This is a genomic window from Brevibacillus laterosporus, assembly GCF_030489605.1.
GTDB lineage: Bacteria > Bacillota > Bacilli > Brevibacillales > Brevibacillaceae > Brevibacillus_B > Brevibacillus_B laterosporus_E.
This window is the reverse complement of the sequence record NZ_JAUKFY010000001.1, coordinates 421,525-438,528: the sequence shown is the minus strand read 5'-3', so window position 1 is coordinate 438,528 and position 17,004 is coordinate 421,525. Positions and strand designations below refer to the sequence as shown.

The 17,004-nt window shown below is 43.9% G+C and carries 17 protein-coding genes and 2 riboswitches; of the genes, 3 read left to right on the top strand and 14 right to left on the bottom strand.

Going from position 1 to position 17,004, the window contains the following annotated elements; translation table 11 throughout:
• Positions 1 to 19: 19 nt before the first annotated feature.
• From QZ995_RS01695 to cobJ, 10 genes are read right to left on the bottom strand one after another with little or no spacing between them, the layout of a single operon-like run.
• Positions 20 to 1,456, bottom strand: coding sequence for a cobyrinate a,c-diamide synthase (locus QZ995_RS01695; RefSeq protein WP_301802162.1), 1,437 nt, complete (start codon positions 1,454 to 1,456; stop codon positions 20 to 22).
• Positions 1,446 to 2,651 (bottom strand): cobalt-precorrin 5A hydrolase, encoded by a 1,206-nt coding sequence (locus tag QZ995_RS01690; protein WP_301802159.1) that lies wholly within the window; start codon positions 2,649 to 2,651, stop codon positions 1,446 to 1,448. Before QZ995_RS01690 ends, QZ995_RS01695 begins: the two co-directional genes overlap by 11 nt.
• On the bottom strand, positions 2,648 to 3,469 hold the full coding sequence (gene cobM / locus QZ995_RS01685) for a precorrin-4 C(11)-methyltransferase (RefSeq protein WP_301802156.1): 822 nt from the start codon (positions 3,467 to 3,469) through the stop codon (positions 2,648 to 2,650). Before cobM ends, QZ995_RS01690 begins: the two co-directional genes overlap by 4 nt.
• Positions 3,470 to 3,474: 5 nt before the next feature.
• Positions 3,475 to 4,242 (bottom strand): precorrin-2 C(20)-methyltransferase, encoded by a 768-nt coding sequence (cobI, locus tag QZ995_RS01680; protein ID WP_396126021.1) that lies wholly within the window; start codon positions 4,240 to 4,242, stop codon positions 3,475 to 3,477.
• Positions 4,235 to 5,488, bottom strand: a complete 1,254-nt coding sequence (gene cbiE / locus QZ995_RS01675; RefSeq protein WP_301802153.1) for a precorrin-6y C5,15-methyltransferase (decarboxylating) subunit CbiE — start codon at positions 5,486 to 5,488, stop codon at positions 4,235 to 4,237. Before cbiE ends, cobI begins: the two co-directional genes overlap by 8 nt.
• Positions 5,454 to 6,596 (bottom strand): cobalt-precorrin-5B (C(1))-methyltransferase, encoded by a 1,143-nt coding sequence (locus tag QZ995_RS01670; protein ID WP_301802151.1) that lies wholly within the window; start codon positions 6,594 to 6,596, stop codon positions 5,454 to 5,456. The genes cbiE and QZ995_RS01670 overlap by 35 nt, the downstream gene beginning before the upstream one ends.
• Positions 6,593 to 7,258, bottom strand: a complete 666-nt coding sequence (locus QZ995_RS01665; RefSeq protein WP_301802149.1) for a precorrin-8X methylmutase — start codon at positions 7,256 to 7,258, stop codon at positions 6,593 to 6,595. Before QZ995_RS01665 ends, QZ995_RS01670 begins: the two co-directional genes overlap by 4 nt.
• A 32-nt stretch (positions 7,259 to 7,290) precedes the next feature.
• Positions 7,291 to 8,061 (bottom strand): precorrin-6A reductase, encoded by a 771-nt coding sequence (cobK, locus tag QZ995_RS01660; RefSeq protein WP_301802147.1) that lies wholly within the window; start codon positions 8,059 to 8,061, stop codon positions 7,291 to 7,293.
• On the bottom strand, positions 8,058 to 9,050 hold the full coding sequence (locus tag QZ995_RS01655; RefSeq protein WP_301802145.1) for a sirohydrochlorin chelatase: 993 nt from the start codon (positions 9,048 to 9,050) through the stop codon (positions 8,058 to 8,060). Before QZ995_RS01655 ends, cobK begins: the two co-directional genes overlap by 4 nt.
• A gap of 13 nt (positions 9,051 to 9,063) precedes the next feature.
• Positions 9,064 to 10,860, bottom strand: coding sequence for a precorrin-3B C(17)-methyltransferase (gene cobJ, locus QZ995_RS01650; RefSeq protein WP_301802144.1), 1,797 nt, complete (start codon positions 10,858 to 10,860; stop codon positions 9,064 to 9,066).
• 186 nt (positions 10,861 to 11,046) lie between these two features.
• Positions 11,047 to 11,238: riboswitch (cobalamin riboswitch) on the bottom strand.
• 194 nt (positions 11,239 to 11,432) lie between these two features.
• On the opposite strand from cobJ, the gene QZ995_RS01645 reads away from it, so the two are divergent.
• Both QZ995_RS01645 and QZ995_RS01640 read left to right on the top strand, forming a co-directional pair.
• Entirely contained in the window at positions 11,433 to 11,996 is a 564-nt protein-coding gene (locus QZ995_RS01645; RefSeq protein WP_301802143.1) for a nitroreductase family protein, read from the top strand.
• A 108-nt stretch (positions 11,997 to 12,104) separates the two neighbouring features.
• On the top strand, positions 12,105 to 12,623 hold the full coding sequence (locus QZ995_RS01640) for a hypothetical protein (RefSeq protein ID WP_301802141.1): 519 nt from the start codon (positions 12,105 to 12,107) through the stop codon (positions 12,621 to 12,623).
• A 177-nt stretch (positions 12,624 to 12,800) separates the two neighbouring features.
• Here QZ995_RS01640 and QZ995_RS01635 read toward each other — a convergent pair whose 3' ends face one another.
• Together QZ995_RS01635 and thiT are read right to left on the bottom strand one after the other, a co-directional pair.
• On the bottom strand, positions 12,801 to 13,373 hold the full coding sequence (locus QZ995_RS01635; RefSeq protein WP_301802138.1) for a bifunctional transcriptional activator/DNA repair enzyme AdaA: 573 nt from the start codon (positions 13,371 to 13,373) through the stop codon (positions 12,801 to 12,803).
• A gap of 258 nt (positions 13,374 to 13,631) precedes the next feature.
• The gene (gene thiT, locus QZ995_RS01630) at positions 13,632 to 14,198 is read right to left on the bottom strand and encodes an energy-coupled thiamine transporter ThiT (protein ID WP_301802137.1); all 567 of its coding nucleotides are present in this window, start codon (positions 14,196 to 14,198) and stop codon (positions 13,632 to 13,634) included.
• Between the two features lie 224 nt (positions 14,199 to 14,422).
• Positions 14,423 to 14,534, bottom strand: a riboswitch (TPP riboswitch).
• 367 nt (positions 14,535 to 14,901) lie between these two features.
• Between thiT and QZ995_RS01625 the strand changes: the two genes are divergently transcribed.
• A complete protein-coding gene (locus QZ995_RS01625) occupies positions 14,902 to 15,123 on the top strand; it encodes a helix-turn-helix domain-containing protein (protein WP_003334928.1) in 222 nt (73 codons plus the stop codon).
• 66 nt (positions 15,124 to 15,189) lie between these two features.
• Here QZ995_RS01625 and QZ995_RS01620 read toward each other — a convergent pair whose 3' ends face one another.
• Together QZ995_RS01620 and QZ995_RS01615 are read right to left on the bottom strand one after the other, a co-directional pair.
• Positions 15,190 to 16,122: an ABC transporter permease gene (locus QZ995_RS01620; RefSeq protein ID WP_301802129.1), complete on the bottom strand. Its 933-nt coding sequence runs from the start codon at positions 16,120 to 16,122 to the stop codon at positions 15,190 to 15,192.
• Positions 16,115 to 16,987, bottom strand: a complete 873-nt coding sequence (locus tag QZ995_RS01615) for an ABC transporter permease subunit (RefSeq protein ID WP_301802127.1) — start codon at positions 16,985 to 16,987, stop codon at positions 16,115 to 16,117. The genes QZ995_RS01620 and QZ995_RS01615 overlap by 8 nt, the downstream gene beginning before the upstream one ends.
• Between the last annotated feature and the right edge of the window lie 17 nt (positions 16,988 to 17,004).

Here is a 17,004-nt window from a genome sequence, read left to right as displayed (position 1 = left end):
ACAATGTAAGAAGACTGACTTAATGAAAAGCTTTGTTCACTGCTGATCTATGCGCTGCGTACTCCCTGCATGAATCCAGCCAACGCTTAATCATTCCTGGTTGAGAAGCAAAATGCAAGTGTGTATAGCCGGCCAATAAGTTGCCTTTGGTGTAGCCTTCCTTTTTCACTCCTCGCATTCCCTTTACCTGATAAGCATGATTCTCAGTAGTCTCCTCTGTTATTTTGGAGTAGTGGAACTCATGCCCACGAGCAGTTTCACCTGCTACAAGTAACAGAGAATCCCGTTCAGCCAGCGCTTCTCGATAACCTAGCGCAGCCAACTTCTGTTGCATCTCTACTTTATAAGGGATGACGCCTACCATCTCATGTTGTTGTCCTGCACGATCTGTAATCGACTGGCATAGATACATGAAGCCGCCACATTCTGCAAAAGTAGGCAATCCAGCTTCTATCATGCCATGCAAGGTTTGCCGTTCGTTCGTCCATTGTGACAAGCGTTCAGCAAATTCTTCAGGAAAACCGCCACCGATATACAGTCCATCAGCATCCATAGGGGGAAGCTCTCCATGTAACGGGCTGAAATAACAGAGCTCGGCTCCATACGCTTCTAGTAGCTCTAAATTTTCCTGATAATAAAAGTTAAACGCTTCATCCTTTGCCACAGCTAATTTCACTGGGGATAGATCGGATGACGTAGCAGATGGAGCTGCTAACAATTTTTCTGCAGGCTCTGCGAGGGCTGGTGCGCCATTTGCCAGTGCTAGTAATAACTCTAAATCAACTGTCGCTTCAATTTTCTGGGCTAACAGATCAAACCAAGGTTCCATCTCCCCACGCTCAATCGCAGGAATTAGCCCAAGATGTCGTTCAGGCACTTTCAAGGACGGATCATTAGGTAAATATCCAATAACGGGTACATTGCACATCTGCTCAACAGCCGCTTTTACTAGCTTAAAATGATTCGCGCTTCCACATCGGTTCGCAATGACACCGGCGATTTTTACAGATGGTTCTAACTCTTGAAAGCCTTTGACAATCGCCGCCGCACTGCGAGCCATAGCTTTTACATCAAGAACAAGGATGACCGGCGCCTGTAATAATAGACTTATTTCGGCTGTACTGCCTTGATTGCTAAGTGGATCTTTGCCGTCGTAAAAACCCATGACCCCTTCAATCAAGCTGATATCTGCTGACTGGCTGCCACGCAGAAACACCTCATGCATAACTTGCGGCGGCATCATCCATGTATCGAGATTACGAGATATTCTGCCAGTTGCAGCCGTATGGTACGTAGGGTCAATGTAGTCAGGACCAACCTTAAATCCTTGAACCTGGAGCCCGCGCTTGCGCAAGGCCGCCATTAATCCGATCGACAATGTTGTTTTCCCTGCGCCGCTACTGGTTCCTCCCAATACGATTCGCGGACGTTGATGAGTCTGTTCTTTACTCTCCATGTAAAATACCTCCTCCGTTAACCAAAGCGATGGACAAGGTTACATTTCCGCTTTTTTGTTTCGCTAAGAGGGGAGCCTCTGCCTTAGCGGAACGTAATGCGGCAGGCTCACTGACACCATAGGCACCAGTAAATTTATACACTGTTTCCGAACGTTCTGTCATTGGCATCTCGTTTAATTGCTCCGGTGTGTAGGCGATTAACTCCCAGCCATATTTTTGACAAACAGCCAAAAGTCCTTCTTCGTCCTGTTTTAATGTAATGGTTGCGATATTGCGCACGCTTTTGACCGAAAGATTCTGTTGCTCTAAAGTTTGTAAAATGACCTGTTCGATTTCCTCCGCAGATGTCCCACGATTGCAACCAACGCCAAGTACAATGGTTTTTGGACGGTAGACAACTCCATTGTTTAAAAAGCGGGTCTGCTCTTCTGGTGTTAATACGCGTGGCGTAATGACCAAAGCTGCCTGAAAGGTACCATTCCAAGCCTCGGTCATGGAATGATACACTTGAAAATGCCCCGGCAGTGGTTTATCTGGATAAGGCCACCAACCGCTTTCTCCTGCTTCTTGAATAATGGCTACCCTTTCTTCATTGACGACACTGGCACTTACGGGGGTTACCTTTTCAAAGCTGTCTAACTCCCAGCCAAAGCCACGACCAAATAAGTCTACAGGAATCGTTTTTTGCACATCTGATGCCGTAGTAATCACTGGATTAGCATCTAGCAATCTCGCAATCTCACGAGTTAGCTCATTTGCTCCGCCCAGGTGTCCTGATAATACGCTGATGACGCTCTCTCCTCGGTCATCTACGACTACAACACCTGGATCTACTTTTTTATCCTGCAATACCGGAGCCATCATTCGGACAACAGCGCCGAGCGAGATGAAAAAGATGAGACCGTTATATTTCTTAAAAAAATCAGCAAACAATAGACGCACAGACCCTGTAAACGTACGAATATTTCGCTCTTGCTCATCTCCTACCATGAATTTTTCCATGTAGTATAAATGTGAACCAGGTAATACCTGATGCAAGTGACGAGCTTTCTCCACCCCATGCTTGGTAATCGCAACTATAGCGTATGGTAGTTGCTCCGGATTTTGCACGATCTCGCTCGGGGTACGTCCAGCAGGTACGGTGGTGTTTACCTCAACTCCTGTCTGCCTTCCTACTCCTGTACCCTCACTCATCCGTTAGTCACTCCTTTACGGAATCGATGCGTAAAGGTCTTATCATATAGCTTGGAACGATGCTCAGAGGAGTCATGAAGCATCGGATCAAGTGCCCAGCCAGCTAAGATCATGGCATGACTACGAATTCCATTTGCCGCCATATCTTTGTCTAAATGCTCAAGCGTTGTACGGACAATTTTTTGATCCGGCCATGATGCTCTTTGTACAACAGCTACAGGAGTTTGTTCACTCCAGCCAGCTTCAACCAGCTCACGTACAACCTTTTTGGTCAGCGTAGCACTTAAATACAGTGCAATTGTACAGTGGTGACTAGCCAAATCCTTTAGCTGCTCTCGATCCGGTACAGGTGTGCGTCCTTCTGCTCGTGTTAAAATCAGTGTTTGCGTTAATTCAGGAACCGTTAACTCTGCTTGCAGCGCTGCCGCCGCAGCAAATACAGAACTTACTCCCGGAACGATGGTAAAGGAAACCTCCGCCTTTTTCATTAGCACCATCTGTTCCAAAATTGCTCCGTACACTGCAGGATCACCTGTATGAACGCGAGCAACGCTTTTTCCTGCCCGAACTCGCTCTACCATTATCTCTACCATTTCATCAAGCGCAAGTCCCGCGCTTTTGATTACTTCCGCTTCCGGTTTGGCACGAGCAATTAATTCATCGTTTACTAAAGAGTCGGTATAAATTACTACATCTGCTTTTTGAAGAATATTTAATCCTTTTACAGTGATTAGATCTGGATCGCCTGGTCCTGCTCCTACAATATAAACTATAGGCTCAAGCCCTGTATTTGTCAGATGTTCGCTAGCTTTGTTCATGTCATTCATCCCTTCCGTACTACCATTAGTGTTAGATATTCAAGCTCTTTTCCTTTTAACTGGCGAACGTCCTTCCAGATCGTCTCTTCACCGGATGTCACCTTGGTAATTACAGACGCACAGTCTGCCATACCTAGCTCCTCTAGCAAGCCAATCATCATATCTAACACCTTAGCTACTTTCAAGAAAATGACAGTATCATGATGCTCCAAGACTCTACGCATCGATTCCCGATCTTCAGTTGCCGGTATGATACCAACCTGCTCATCTCCATCAGCCAATGGAATGCCTAATTGGGCAGCCGCTCCCAGCACTGAGGAAATACCTGGAACCGATACCACTGGCACTTCTGGATGCAATTGATTCATTAAGCGAGCCATATGAATAAACGTACTGTATAAATTTGGATCGCCCTCTGTGACAAATACAACATTTTTCCCCTGAGAAAGCTTCTCCCACACCTGAGCTACTGTCTGAGCCCATTGTTTCTTCAGAACGCTTTCCTCTTTCGTCATCGGGAACACTAATCCTAACAGCTCTTTTGCAAGACCATCCGTATACTGCTCCACGATTGTTAGTGCATAGCTTTTGCCGCCTTTGCGCTTTTTAGGATACGCGATGACATCCGCTTCCTTCATCAGACGAAACGCTTTGACTGTGATAAGCTCAGGGTCCCCAGGTCCAATTCCAATTCCATATAAAGTCCCAACAGAGGCATTCACCGGATTATTTGTCAGTGTATTTTCATGATTTTCAAGAGTTGTATTAGTCATGTTGCTCATCTTTATTCTCCTCCTTGGCTTTGTGTTTAGCAGTTATGATATAGACAGGATTTAACCCTTCAAGTCGAGTCAAATGCAAAATTGGTTTACTGCGCGACACCTGCAGCATTGTGACTGACACGTCAAAACCCGCTGCTTTGCAAGCCTGCATGGCATCTGCTAAATTTTCGATGGTAACAGCATTGATTACGACACGCCCACCTGGACGCAGGCGCTTAGCAAATAACTGAACTAGCTCTGTCAGCTCGCCTCCGCTTCCTCCAACAAAGATCGCATCCGGATCAGGGAATTCATCCAATCCAACAGGGGCCTTCGCATGGACAAAAGTGATATCCGTGCGAAACTTGTACATATTCGCGCGAGCATTTTCTAAATCTGGCTCATTCTTTTCAACAGCATACACAGCTCCTAAAGGGGCTAGTTTCGCTGCTTCGATCGCTACCGAACCAGTCGCTGTTCCGATATCCCAAACGATGCTATCAGGTTTTATTTGCAGCTCAGCAAGGCTGGCTACCCGCACTTCTTTTTTCGTAATCAGTCCCTTATCCGGTTTACGTTGAGCAAACTCTTCATCAGGAATGCCCAAGGTCCAATTCACAGGTGAGGCATTCTCTTTTCTTTTTAGAATCATGACATTTAAAGGGTCGCACTCTGTCTCTGCCAATTCCACAAGCGTAAACCACCGACAACGTTCTTCTTTATTTCCCAACCGCTCCGCTACAAACGCTTCATATTCATCCATACCAAAACGCAGTAAATACTGAGCTACTTTTGCCGGAGTATTTTCCTTGTCCGTTAATAGAGCCACCTTAGACTTGCCATTCAGACGTTGTGCTAATCCAAGCATTGGACGACCGTGTACACTGTCAATATGAGCGTCTTGCCACGCTTCCTTCATTTTGCTAAAAGCAAGCTGTAAGCTGCTCAAATGCGGTATTACTTGCACGACATCACGACCGAGTTTGCGGGTGAGTAAACCTCCTATCCCATAAAACAACGGATCTCCAGAAGCAAGCACTACCACCTCTTTACCTGCTGCTACCGCTTGTTTTATTTCGCCAATTGCCGCTAGCACACCACTTTTCAAAGCAAAGCGTTCACAGTCAAGGTCTGGGAAAAAGGCTAAATGTCGCTCTCCCCCTACCAGCAATTGCGCTTGTTTGACCAGTTCAATAGCTTGGGGAAATAAACCTTGAGCACCGTCATCCCCGATCCCGATTATCGTTACCTGTGTCATTTACTACCGCCTTTCCCAACAGTTCGCCTTTCAATGTGGTGAGCACCGTTTCTATAACCATGCCTCCGCCGACGTGCTTATTGATTTGTTCGGAGCATTTGTATGCCAATAAGTTAAAAAAAGCAGAGTGTCCCGCTTGGCTCATGATTTCGCCCACCTGCATGGCCGTGTTGGCTCTCTGTATTTCTGCAATATGTTCTTCACTTGCACCGACTTCTCTGGCTACCTCCGCCAAAAATTCAAAATCAACAGAAGATCCCTTGGAATGCACCATCATTGCTCCTTGTGCAACCTTAGAGAGTTTTCCCATCATTCCAACCATGGAAATGTGGGTAAATCCTTGTTTTTTGCCAATAAGCGCACTAAAGCCCACGAAATCTCCCATTTGAATAAATGATTCTTCTGGCCAATCCGGATACAGTTCCATCGCTGTTTTTTCGCTGCGTCCACCTGTTGTAATGGCAATAGCTTGGCAGTTGCTTGCCTTCGCTACTTGAATAGCTTGAGCTACCGATGCTTTGTAAGCAGCCGTTGAAAATGGTACGACCGTTCCTCGAGTCCCCAAAATGGAGATACCTCCAACGATTCCTAACCGTCCATTCAGCGTTTTCTTAGCAATCTCTTCTCCATTCGGCACTGAAATGACAACGCTGACTCCACGATCCTCTATTTCATATTGATCTAAAAGCTCTTGGACAACGCCCTTAATCATTTTCCGCGGAACAGGATTAATCGCTGCTTCACCTACCGGAATCGGCAATCCGGGCTTTGTAACTCTACCGACACCTATTCCGCCATCCAAATGAATACCGCTATCTGCATGCCAAGAAACACGTGACAAAATTAGGGCCTTATGAGTGGCATCTGGATCATCTCCACCATCCTTGATGATACCAGTCTCCACCCAATTGTCTCCTCGTTCCTGAGATACCATTTGAAACGTAACCCGATCCTTATTAGGCAAAAGAATTTCCACCTCCGAAACTTCTTCCCCGCTAAGTAAGGCTAGCAGGGAAGCTTTCGTGGCGGCGGTAGCGTTGGAACCTGTTGTATATCCGTGACGAAGTGGCTTCTCGTTTTCTGCCTCCGCTACCTTAGCATTAGTCATGCACGCTCGCTCCGTTCTGTTGCTAGAATGGACAACGCATTAACCGCGGCCACGGCAACTGGGCTACCGCCTTTGCGATCCAAGTTCGTGATAAATGGAATATCTAGCTTTGCTAATTCCTCTTTGGATTCGGCTGCAGATACAAATCCAACTGGTACGCCAATAACCAATGAAGGGTTGGCCTTCCCCTCTTTTACAAGACGAATCAATTCAAGCAAAGCAGTAGGAGCATTCCCAATCGCGTAAATACCACCTTTAATTTGGCTCGTAGCTTTGCGAATAGAGATAATGGCACGAGTTGTATTCTCGGCTTTCGCTTTTTCCATGACATCCGCATCAGAAATATAAACATGCACGTCTCCACCAAACGCCTTTAGACGCGGCTTACTGATCCCTACTTGAACCATTTGAACATCTGCAATAATTGGTTCACCGGCTTGAATAGCGCGAATGCCCGCTTCTACTGCATCAGGATGAAACTTCATGCTACGCCCTAAATCAAAGTCGGCTGTTGCGTGAATAACGCGTTGGACTACGCGATACTGATCATCCGTAAAAGGATGCGGACCTAGCTCCTCTGTAATCATTTCAAAACTTTTTGATTCAATTTCTTGTGGTTGAATCGTGATTGGTTTAAACTCCGTATGAAATTGCGATGACATATGATTTCTCTCCTCTTTGGTTCCGTTATTTTTTAGACCGTAGCCTGTGTTCTTAACGCTTTCAAAACGCTATCAAATGTGTGATGCGTCTCTCCATACACGAGTTTCGGTCTGTCGATCATAATAGTATAGATGCCAAGCTCTAGGGCTGCCGCCAACTTCTCGTCTACAGCGCCTACCTTACCGCTTTCTTTTGTAATCATTGTAGTAACACCATATTGTGTATACAAAGCGGCATTCAATTCTTTAGAGAAAGGACCTTGCATGGCAATAATATTTTTTTGCTCTACGCCTAACTCTTCACATTTTTCCATATTGTCTTTACGTGGCAGCATTCGTGCAATCAAACGAATTTCAGGATCACCTAGCAAATGCTTTGTAAACGTGCCAAGCGTTTTGCTTCCTGTGGTTAGCATCACTACGCCTTTTCTTTGTTTTGCTTCCAATGCGGCTTGTTCATAATTTTCCACTATGAGCACATTAGGATGGTCAACATAACTACGGGTCTCCCTCTCATACCGAATGTAAGGAAGCTGTAATTCTTCTGCGCAGGCCATAGCATTTTTAGATGCTTCTTCTGCAAAAGGATGACTTGCATCCACAATGGTTGTCGCCTTCTGTTCTTTGGCTAAGGCAATCATATCCGCTAATGGCAGTCTTCCTACTCGCGTCGTAATTCCCTCGTCCTCTAAGCTTTTAGCGGCAGAATCGGTAACAACCGTTGCCAGCAGATCAGCACCAGTCGATTTCAAAAGGACAGCCAATTCGCGTGCATCACTTGTCCCTGCTAAAAACAGGATCATACACGTACCCCCCGTTTAACGTCAGCTTCTGTAGCCTGAGACTCCTTGCTACAGGTTGCCTGCTCCTTTTGGGATACAGAGGTATGGCTATGTCCGTTTGCATGGTGATGATCATGGTCATGATGGTGATCATGGTCATGGTGGTGATCATGGTCATGGTGGTGGTGATGATCGAATACAGCAAGTTTTCTAAATTGACAAAGATCACAGTTGGCTAATGCCCGTCCCTGCAGTGCTTCTTTAGAACGATCTACTACAATTTGTTCTAGCAGTTCATGGAAGCCTAATGCCTCGCTCATTGAGGCAGGTATATCCGGAAAGTCCTGATGAAACTGTTGTAAGTTCTCTTCTAGACGTTTTAACAGGATACCCGTAAATAGCAAATAAGGAAGGACATAAATCTGCTTAGCTCCCTGTCTTACACAACGGACTAATCCTTCTTCCACTGTTGGATAGGTAACGCCCATGTACGCCACTTCAACGTTACCTACCCCCGTGCTCTCCCACAGCAAGCGGGCTATTTTACAAAGATCACTGTTTGCATCTGAATCACTGCTACCACGACCTACTAAAAGAATGGCACTATCCTTGTTAGCCGGTTCTAGCGGTGTATAGGTAGTTGTATTTTGCAGACGATCCCGCAAAATTTGCACCATATCCTCGTGAACACCTATGGGGCGCCCATAACGAAATTCTACATGAGGATATTTCGCTTTAGCTTCGTCTATTTCATGCGGGATGTGCAATTTAGCATGGGCTGCTTGAAACAGCATTAAAGGTACCATTGCTACAGTGGTAGCTCCACGTTCTACTATTTTTTGAACACCCTGCATAATGGTTGGTCTGGTCAACTCCAAGAAACAAGTCTCATACAGCTTCACGTCTGTTTGTTCCTGTAACAATTCAGTAACTCGCTGTGTAAACTGTAGAAGATGCTCGTTTCCCTCGGCATCTCTGCTACCATGACCGATAAAAAGTATTCCGTTCAAAAAATTCCCCCCCTTAATCTCCACACGGTTCTTCGATCTGCAATGGAGCTACGAATTCCTGATAGCGGTATTCAAGCACCTGCCCTGTGCGTTTAAAGAATTTATGGAATCGTTCCTCGATATGACCTTTTGCCTTATACTCATCCACGATCCGTTCTACAAGTCCAATAATTTGATCTTCTGGAACTCCCTCAGCTATACGTTGTCCAGGATGGGCGTTACGTCCGATACGCTTCCCACCTAAAAACACATCATATGCGCCACGCCGGTATACAAGACCAATGTCTTCCATAACTGCACCGTAGCAAGCCATTCCGCAGCCGTTAAAGCCAATTTTTAAATCCTTTGGCACAGCCAGACCATCTAATCTTCTGCCTAATTCCTCAGCTACAGGGATCGATTCATCCTTTTCTAAATCACAAAAATCACAAGCTTTCACCTGCACACTAGCCCCGATCGGAAACAATTGAAAGCCGACTGCTCTTAATTGTTGCGTGACCTGCTCTGGGTCTACCTGTGGTAAGCGAAGAATAATTTGATGCTCAATGCTGTACATCATTTCTCCGCCATCCTTGGTCAAATCAGCCAGTAGACGCATTTGCTCAGAGGTAAAATTCTTACGAGCTACACCAGGCGAAACGCCTAGCTCTAAAATATCAACAACTCCACTAAAAGGGCGAGGTGGTGGAGTGATACCTTGATTTAGTTCTAAGGCTGTCTTTTCATCAACGCACGCAAGCGCTTCCATCGCTAATTGAAAGGCCTTCACTGCTTGTTTAGGAGCTTGAAAGCTCTCTGCCTGAAAAGAATTCTGTTCTACTTCTCCTGAGAATTGCCTGGGATTTGAAAGGGCTTCCATTGCCGCTGATGGTGCGGAATCAGAAACCTGGGCTTCTTGTATTGTAGCCTGCGGTGACGTCGCTACAGCCGCTTCTTGCACAGAAGATGACTCAGATACCGGATTCCCACTCTGCGGCTGACTGTGAAGCGCCCAAGGCTCTGCCTTCTCCTGTAAGCGTTCATGAGGTTTTAACGGTTGTTCCATGCGATTTAACGTATATTTACGTTGATATCCGCGCGGTGTAATAATTTTTTGGTCGTAAACAAAAGTAGTCGAGTTCCCGATGATTACTGTTGTCAGCATTCCAATTTCATGCTGCAGCATGTCTTCGAGTGTTGTAATTACAACATGCTCTCGATCTCTATAGGCGCTTTTTACGATTCCTACAGGCGTTTTTGGAGAACGATATTTTAATAATATTTGCTGTGTTTCTACAATTTGTCGTGTACGGCGACCACTGCGCGGGTTATAAAGCGCAATGACAAAATCAGCAGAAGCGGCTGCTTCTACACGCTTAGCGATCGTTTCCCACGGTGTAAGATGGTCACTCAAGCTGATTGTGCAAGCGTCATGCATGATTGGAGCACCCAATAAAGACGCGCAAGACTGAATGGATGAAATACCAGGTACAACCTCTACCTTCACCCCAGCAGATTCCGTCCAGCCTTTTTCTACTAGGACTTCATAAACTAGTCCGGCCATGCCGTATACCCCGGCATCCCCACTAGAAATAACGCCAACAACTTTACCTAACTCAGCCAATCTTACCGCTTCTTGAGCACGGCTAACCTCTTCTGTCATTCCAGTACGAACGACACTTTTGTCTGAAATTAGCTCTCTAATCAAATCTACATAAGTGTTGTAGCCAATTATCACTTCGCATTCTAGGATAGCCTCTTTTGCCCGATGCGTAATGTGATCATGATGTCCTGGTCCAAAGCCAATTAGTAGAATTTTTCCTTTCTCCATCTACTCCAAGCCCCCTATCCTTATTTGCAATCGACCTTACATTTTTATACAATAAAAAAAACAGCGCTTCCCCGTCTGACTTACGTGAGAAGTGCTGTTATGATGAGCTTGTTATTTTTTGAAAAGGGAATCCCCTTCTGCAGCAAAACTGCTCTCATAACACCTCCCCATCTACCGTAGGTCTGACGGTGTTGTTAGAATAAAGAGGGTAGCCTGACTCTTGGAATATCTGCTCCTTTTCGTCCTTCTGAAAATTTGTAATATCCAGTGACAAAAACGGGCTCTCCAATTACAGTGGCGGGACCGTGTTGGATTTTCACCAACTTCCCCTTGTGAATCGTTTCTCATGTAACAATTCCTTTATTCCCAAGCTTATGTGATTACTTCTATCATAATCCAATTTGCATTTTATTGTCCATACTTTTCTATCTAGCCCACACGAGACTGGACAAGAGGTGAAAGAAGATCGTATACTGACATACTATTAGAAATCTTCTATTTTTATGCATAGAGGAAAATATATTTGAATATACAGTATCATAATTAACATATTATAGAAAGGTTGTTAAAACATGTCCCTCTTACACACATTACAACAGCGTCAAGCGATACGCGCCTACGATGGCCGCCCTGTAGAAAAAGAAAAAATTGAGCAATTACTAGAAGCAGCTATATTAGCACCCAATGATCGCTTGCGAGAGCCTTGGCACTTCTATGTCATTCAAGGTGCTGCCAAGGAACGGTTTAACCAGCTAGCTCAGGATTTCTTGCTTGAACGCTTTCCTACCAAACCTCATTTAGTAGAAGAGTCCATGAAGAATGTTCTGGCTACCCCTCTCATTATAGTCGCTACATCACAAATCATAGAAGGTGACGAGGCTTCTTCGCTTGATAATGATTATGCTGTAAGCTGCGCTATTCATTCGATGTGGCTGATGGCTTCTGAGCTAGGGTTAGGTTTTGTGTGGCGTACGCGCGGTGTAGGTTTAGCTAGAGATGAACGTCTCAAAGCCTTCTTGTCCCTGTCTGACCAAGAAAAAGTGATTGGTTCCCTATTTATTGGCTATCCAACTGATGAAGCCACACCTCGAACTGCTCGAAAGCCTTTCACTCAAAAAACAACCTGGGTCGAGTAAAGCTTTGGCATATTTCGAAAGGTTACAAAAAGGTTACATTTTTCCCCGTTTTGTTGTAACATTTTCCTCACCTGCTACGTATTATTTTTATAGTAGGTGATGATACATATGACAAATCACATGACTTTTGCCATATTGGTGGGCTTGTGTGCGACAGCGGGACTTTTTTTATTTCGACGGGCTGTGACGAGTGAGGATCGACAGCAAGGTGGATTCTGGATTAATGGTCTAGCTATCGCTATTGCAACTTTGCTGGTTTTATTCTCAAGCGCCATCGTCGTGTTTCTATTGGTTGCGATTCTCTGGACAGTCGGCACTCTATTTCCTATGTTTGTCGACAAATCTGATTTCTGGACACTCGTTTCCTTTGCAGTCGTCTCCTTTTTCATGTTAATGCTGTACGAACTAATTCTTGAACCAGTCCTTTTATACATAATGCAAAGACTACATATCTCAAGAAATTGGAAATTGATACCTGAAATTTTAGCAACGACCTTCATTTTTTATCTCGTGCATACCACATGGATTCCTGGTGTCTTGTTAACACCATTAACTCCCTTATTTATCGGCCTATTAGCTGTAACAGTCGATTATTTTTTAGAACGCATCATGGGTGAGAGAAGGTAAAAACGTAGACACGGCAAAAAGCACCACTTTGTTTGCGAATTTCGCAACATGACAGGAGGTGCTTTTTATTTGTCTTTTCCTCGTACAAAAAGGCGTTTCTGCCAGCATACAGAAACGCTTCAACTGTACTTTTGTTCTTTTTTATATGTATGTTCTCACGTTTTACAGCAGATACACTTAGCGCGTCGTCCCTGTTTTTCCCTGTTTCTTCTGCTGTAAGCGGTATTGAGTAGGTGTACAACCTGTTTCTTTTTGAAAAACAGCGGCAAAATAGGCACTATTACGAAAACCTACTCTGCTTGCAATCATTGAAACATTTCGATCTGTTTCTAGTAGTTGCTTCTTCGCTTCATCTATTCGGATGCGCGTTAAATATTTTCCTGGCGTTATCTTCATACAACGAGAAAAACAACGCTGCAAATAAAAAGGACTCACATAGAGACGTGACGCCATTTCACGCAGAGTTACGGGTTGGTTGTAGCAATCGTGAATCATCTCTAGCAAACGAGTCGCCGCATCTTCTTCCGCTGATTTCCAGGTCGGTTCTGATGGTCTACAGCGCTTGCAAGGACGAAAACCTGCAGCAATGGCATCGGACGCCGCATAATAAATCTTCACATGCTCTCTTTTGGGTGTCCTTGATTTGCATGACGGCTTGCAAAAGATACCCGTCGTGCTAAGGCCATAAAAGAATAGTTGATCATAACTTGGATCGCATTCTACTATCGCCTTCCAGAACTCCTCTTTCATCCACGATCCCTCCTAGCCTTCAATCCTCAGTATAACGTAATATTTTTACTTCTAGTAAGCAACTGGGAATGAAAGAGCAAAATTTCGATAGTTTTTTCTTAATTTCACAATTATGTAACTTTCTCCATAACAAAAAAATTGTGCCTTTTTACGTTTTTATGAATATATTTTTGCAACCAATCACTTTTATTCTCATTAATACAAAAAGAGCCAAGAGAGGAAGAAACCCCTTCTCTTAGCTTTTTTTAACTCACTTTATTATGCACGTCGATAAGCGCCCGCATTCTGCTGAAACAGTTGAGGTGCTCCATTTGCCAGTAATGTAACTACCAAAGCCGTAATCACATATTCAGGTATCAAATAAGTTGCATTATAGCCGAAGGAATAAAGTGTTGCAGGTATTCCTTCCGGAGCATAGCTCCCAAACCAAACAGCTCCTGAAGTCGTGCGAATAGCCAAGCATAGCGCAATTCCAACTAGCAATCCTCCCCAGATAGAGGCAATTTTTGTTGCTTTGCTTTGCGTCTTACTAGCGTACAGGAACGCACCAAAGCCTAGCACGGCATAGGATAGAGGATAATCTAACACCATTTGAATCGGATGAACCATCTCGCCACCAAAAAAGAATTTAACCATGCCTACTAGCGCACCTGTGATCAAGCCTGCTACCCAACCGCGGCGAAACGCCAAGAGAGCTATCGGTACCATTACCAGAGATACGCTCCCCCCTTGAGGCATGGCAAACAGCTTTACCTTACTTAAAATCACAGCAATTGCTGCCATGATAGCTATTTCCATCATGATAACCAGTCGTGTTCGTGACATTTCTATTCCTCCTCATTCTGATGCAGTATGTATGTAAGCAGCAGAACAGAAAGGGTCCAACTCAAGCTGATATAGATTATAAATACAAATTAGAGCAAATTGTATCACCCAGTCGATTTGAAGCGTGTTTTTCATGTTTCACACACAAAAAAACCACCCTAGACGGATGGTTGTCAACTCGGCGGTACAACCCTATCTCAATGATAGAGCTACAGCTTTCGCACTTGAAGTCAGCTACCTCTCCCTCCGCTGGCATTACCCAGTTCAGGTTCTACGGTTAGTAACGCATTCTGTTACAATCTCAGCCGCATTTGCCCGGCCCCCGTTTAGTACATGCTTATTTCGTTTTTCAATGTTACAAATTTCAAATAATACCATAACATATTACAACTATTTTGCAAAGTACTTCTTTGAAGCGTTATTTGTTTCATTATAATTATTTTTTCAATGGTAAGTTCTATGACCTTGCATCTAAACAAAAGCGAAAAATCAGTTGAAACAAGCTACAGCTTTTACAAGATGTAGGGGAAAAGCAGAAATTGAGTGGGTCGAGGTACCCCCCTCTTATCCTTTGAATAGTATGTAAGGCAAAAGCCTAAAAAGCCTGCTACTTCGGCACCAACACACTCCCCCTGACATAGGATAAGGTGACTGTATCCCTCAACCTTGTTCCTGTAGAGCCCACAAGGAGGGGTGGCACGTTTTGAAGAGTAGCGACCAAAGTAAACCGTTATTAACTAATCGCGAAAGAGAAGTGTTTGAACTCCTGGTCCAAGACAAGACCACAAAAGAGATAGCAGGACAGCTCTTCATTAGCGAAAAAACAGTCAGAAATCACATTAGTAACGTCATGCAGAAATTGGGCGTGAAAGGGCGGTCACAAGCCGTAGTAGAATTGGTAAGGCTTGGCGAATTAAAAATTTGACCGCTCAGGTGAACTGCCTCCCTTTTCTTCAAATACTTGAAGAGAAGGGGGGATTTTTTCATCTCTTTAGACATAAGGTGCCCGATTATAAACCTCTTCATATCGCTTCTTCATAGCGTTTGCAATTAGAGTAAAACCTAAAACCGCAAGCATAAAGGCGGTTAGTGGCGCAAAGAAAATCCACTGCTTTGTTTGCAGGAAAGAGCGTGATTGTCCGATTAATCCAGCCCATTCATAGGTTTTTGTCAAAAAAATACTGGAATCAAACTGATCAAACTGCTCAATCGTTCCACCGATAAACAGGTTAAAAATTCCCAATTGTCCCATCAAAGCCATGACCGCGGTAATTTCGATTACAAAAAGCATCATGACCTGCTCTTTTATTTGCGGAAGGATATGCCTAAGCAAAATATGATTTTTGCTAGCCCCAATAGAAATGGCTGCGGTCACAAAATGCGCTTTTCTAACCTCCTCTGTTTTTTGACGTATAGAGGATACTACACTTGGAGTACCCAGCACCGATACAACAATGATAAATATCATCGCTAAATCAAATGAAGATAATGGAGAATTTATATTGATCCGATACAGTAAAAAATATACTGGTAAAAACACCGGCACATGCCCCCAGGCACTTTCTAGGCTGGTCCACCATCTCTGCGGACGATCCGCCATCCCTATTTTAAGCCCTATAATCACCCCCAACACAACTCGTAACAGCGCACACGCAATTGTAACAAACAGCGTATATCTCGCGCCATACAGCAGAATTGTCAGCATATCATGGCCCCATTTATCTGTCCCTATTAGATATTTTTCTGAGGGCGGCAGTGGCGGTGAGACGATGACTTGCGAACCGTTTATTTCCACATATTCAGCTTTTACCTGAAAGTCTTTATCATAAGGAGCAATCATCGGTCCAAAAATGGCAACGATGAATAAAGCAGATACAAGAATGAAACCTAACCATAATGAAATTCTTCCTTTTTGCTTATTCATAGATAAACCCTCGCTCGAACAGATATAGGAGTAAACGAATCATCGCATAGACCAGACCGGTAATCAGCAATAACGTACACAATCCAATCACAACTATATTAAATTGGTAAGCACCGAAAATAAATCTTGTGATTCCAGATACATTTAGTAGGTATTCCACAATAAACAAATTAGTTACGGAAATCGAAATTGCCTTCTTAAGATCAGCAATAAAAAACGGCTTTATATTTTTATACATGTGATGCAATTGAACATGGAATCCGCCGAATCCCTTAGCAACAGCAGTTCGTATGTAATCTTCTCCTCCCACCTGCTTGTATGTCAAATCGACTAGCTTCACTAAATACAGCATGGGGCCAATCGATAAGATCAGGATCGGAAACCAGATTCTTGAAAGATCATTACTTAACGGGGAGATGGTAAGTAGACGTACACCTGTTGTTTTATAGATCGTTACTGTTAAAAATAAACAGAACAAAATTAAAATAAAATCGGGAATAATGGAGATAAAATCCAGCATTTTCTTTATCCACGTAATGACACGCCATCTGTGAAGAAACAACCCGAACAGGATGCTAACAATGATGGCGACAAGTAAACTGGATAGTAGAAGAATAAATGATTGTTTGGCAAATGGAAGAATATCCTCTGAAATACTGCGCGTATTGAAACCTGATATATATTGTCCTAAGGTGCCTTGTGAAACATCGTGGATAAGGGCCCCTGTTTGTAAGATGACGTTTTCTGGGGTTATGAACAACAATCCGTCCTCATTAATGGCAAGCATCTGTGGTAATCCTGCCAATATAACTACCAGAATAAGCATGGTTATTATTTGTTTTAAAAATTTGAACAATTCGAACACCTCCGTTATGTAAAGAG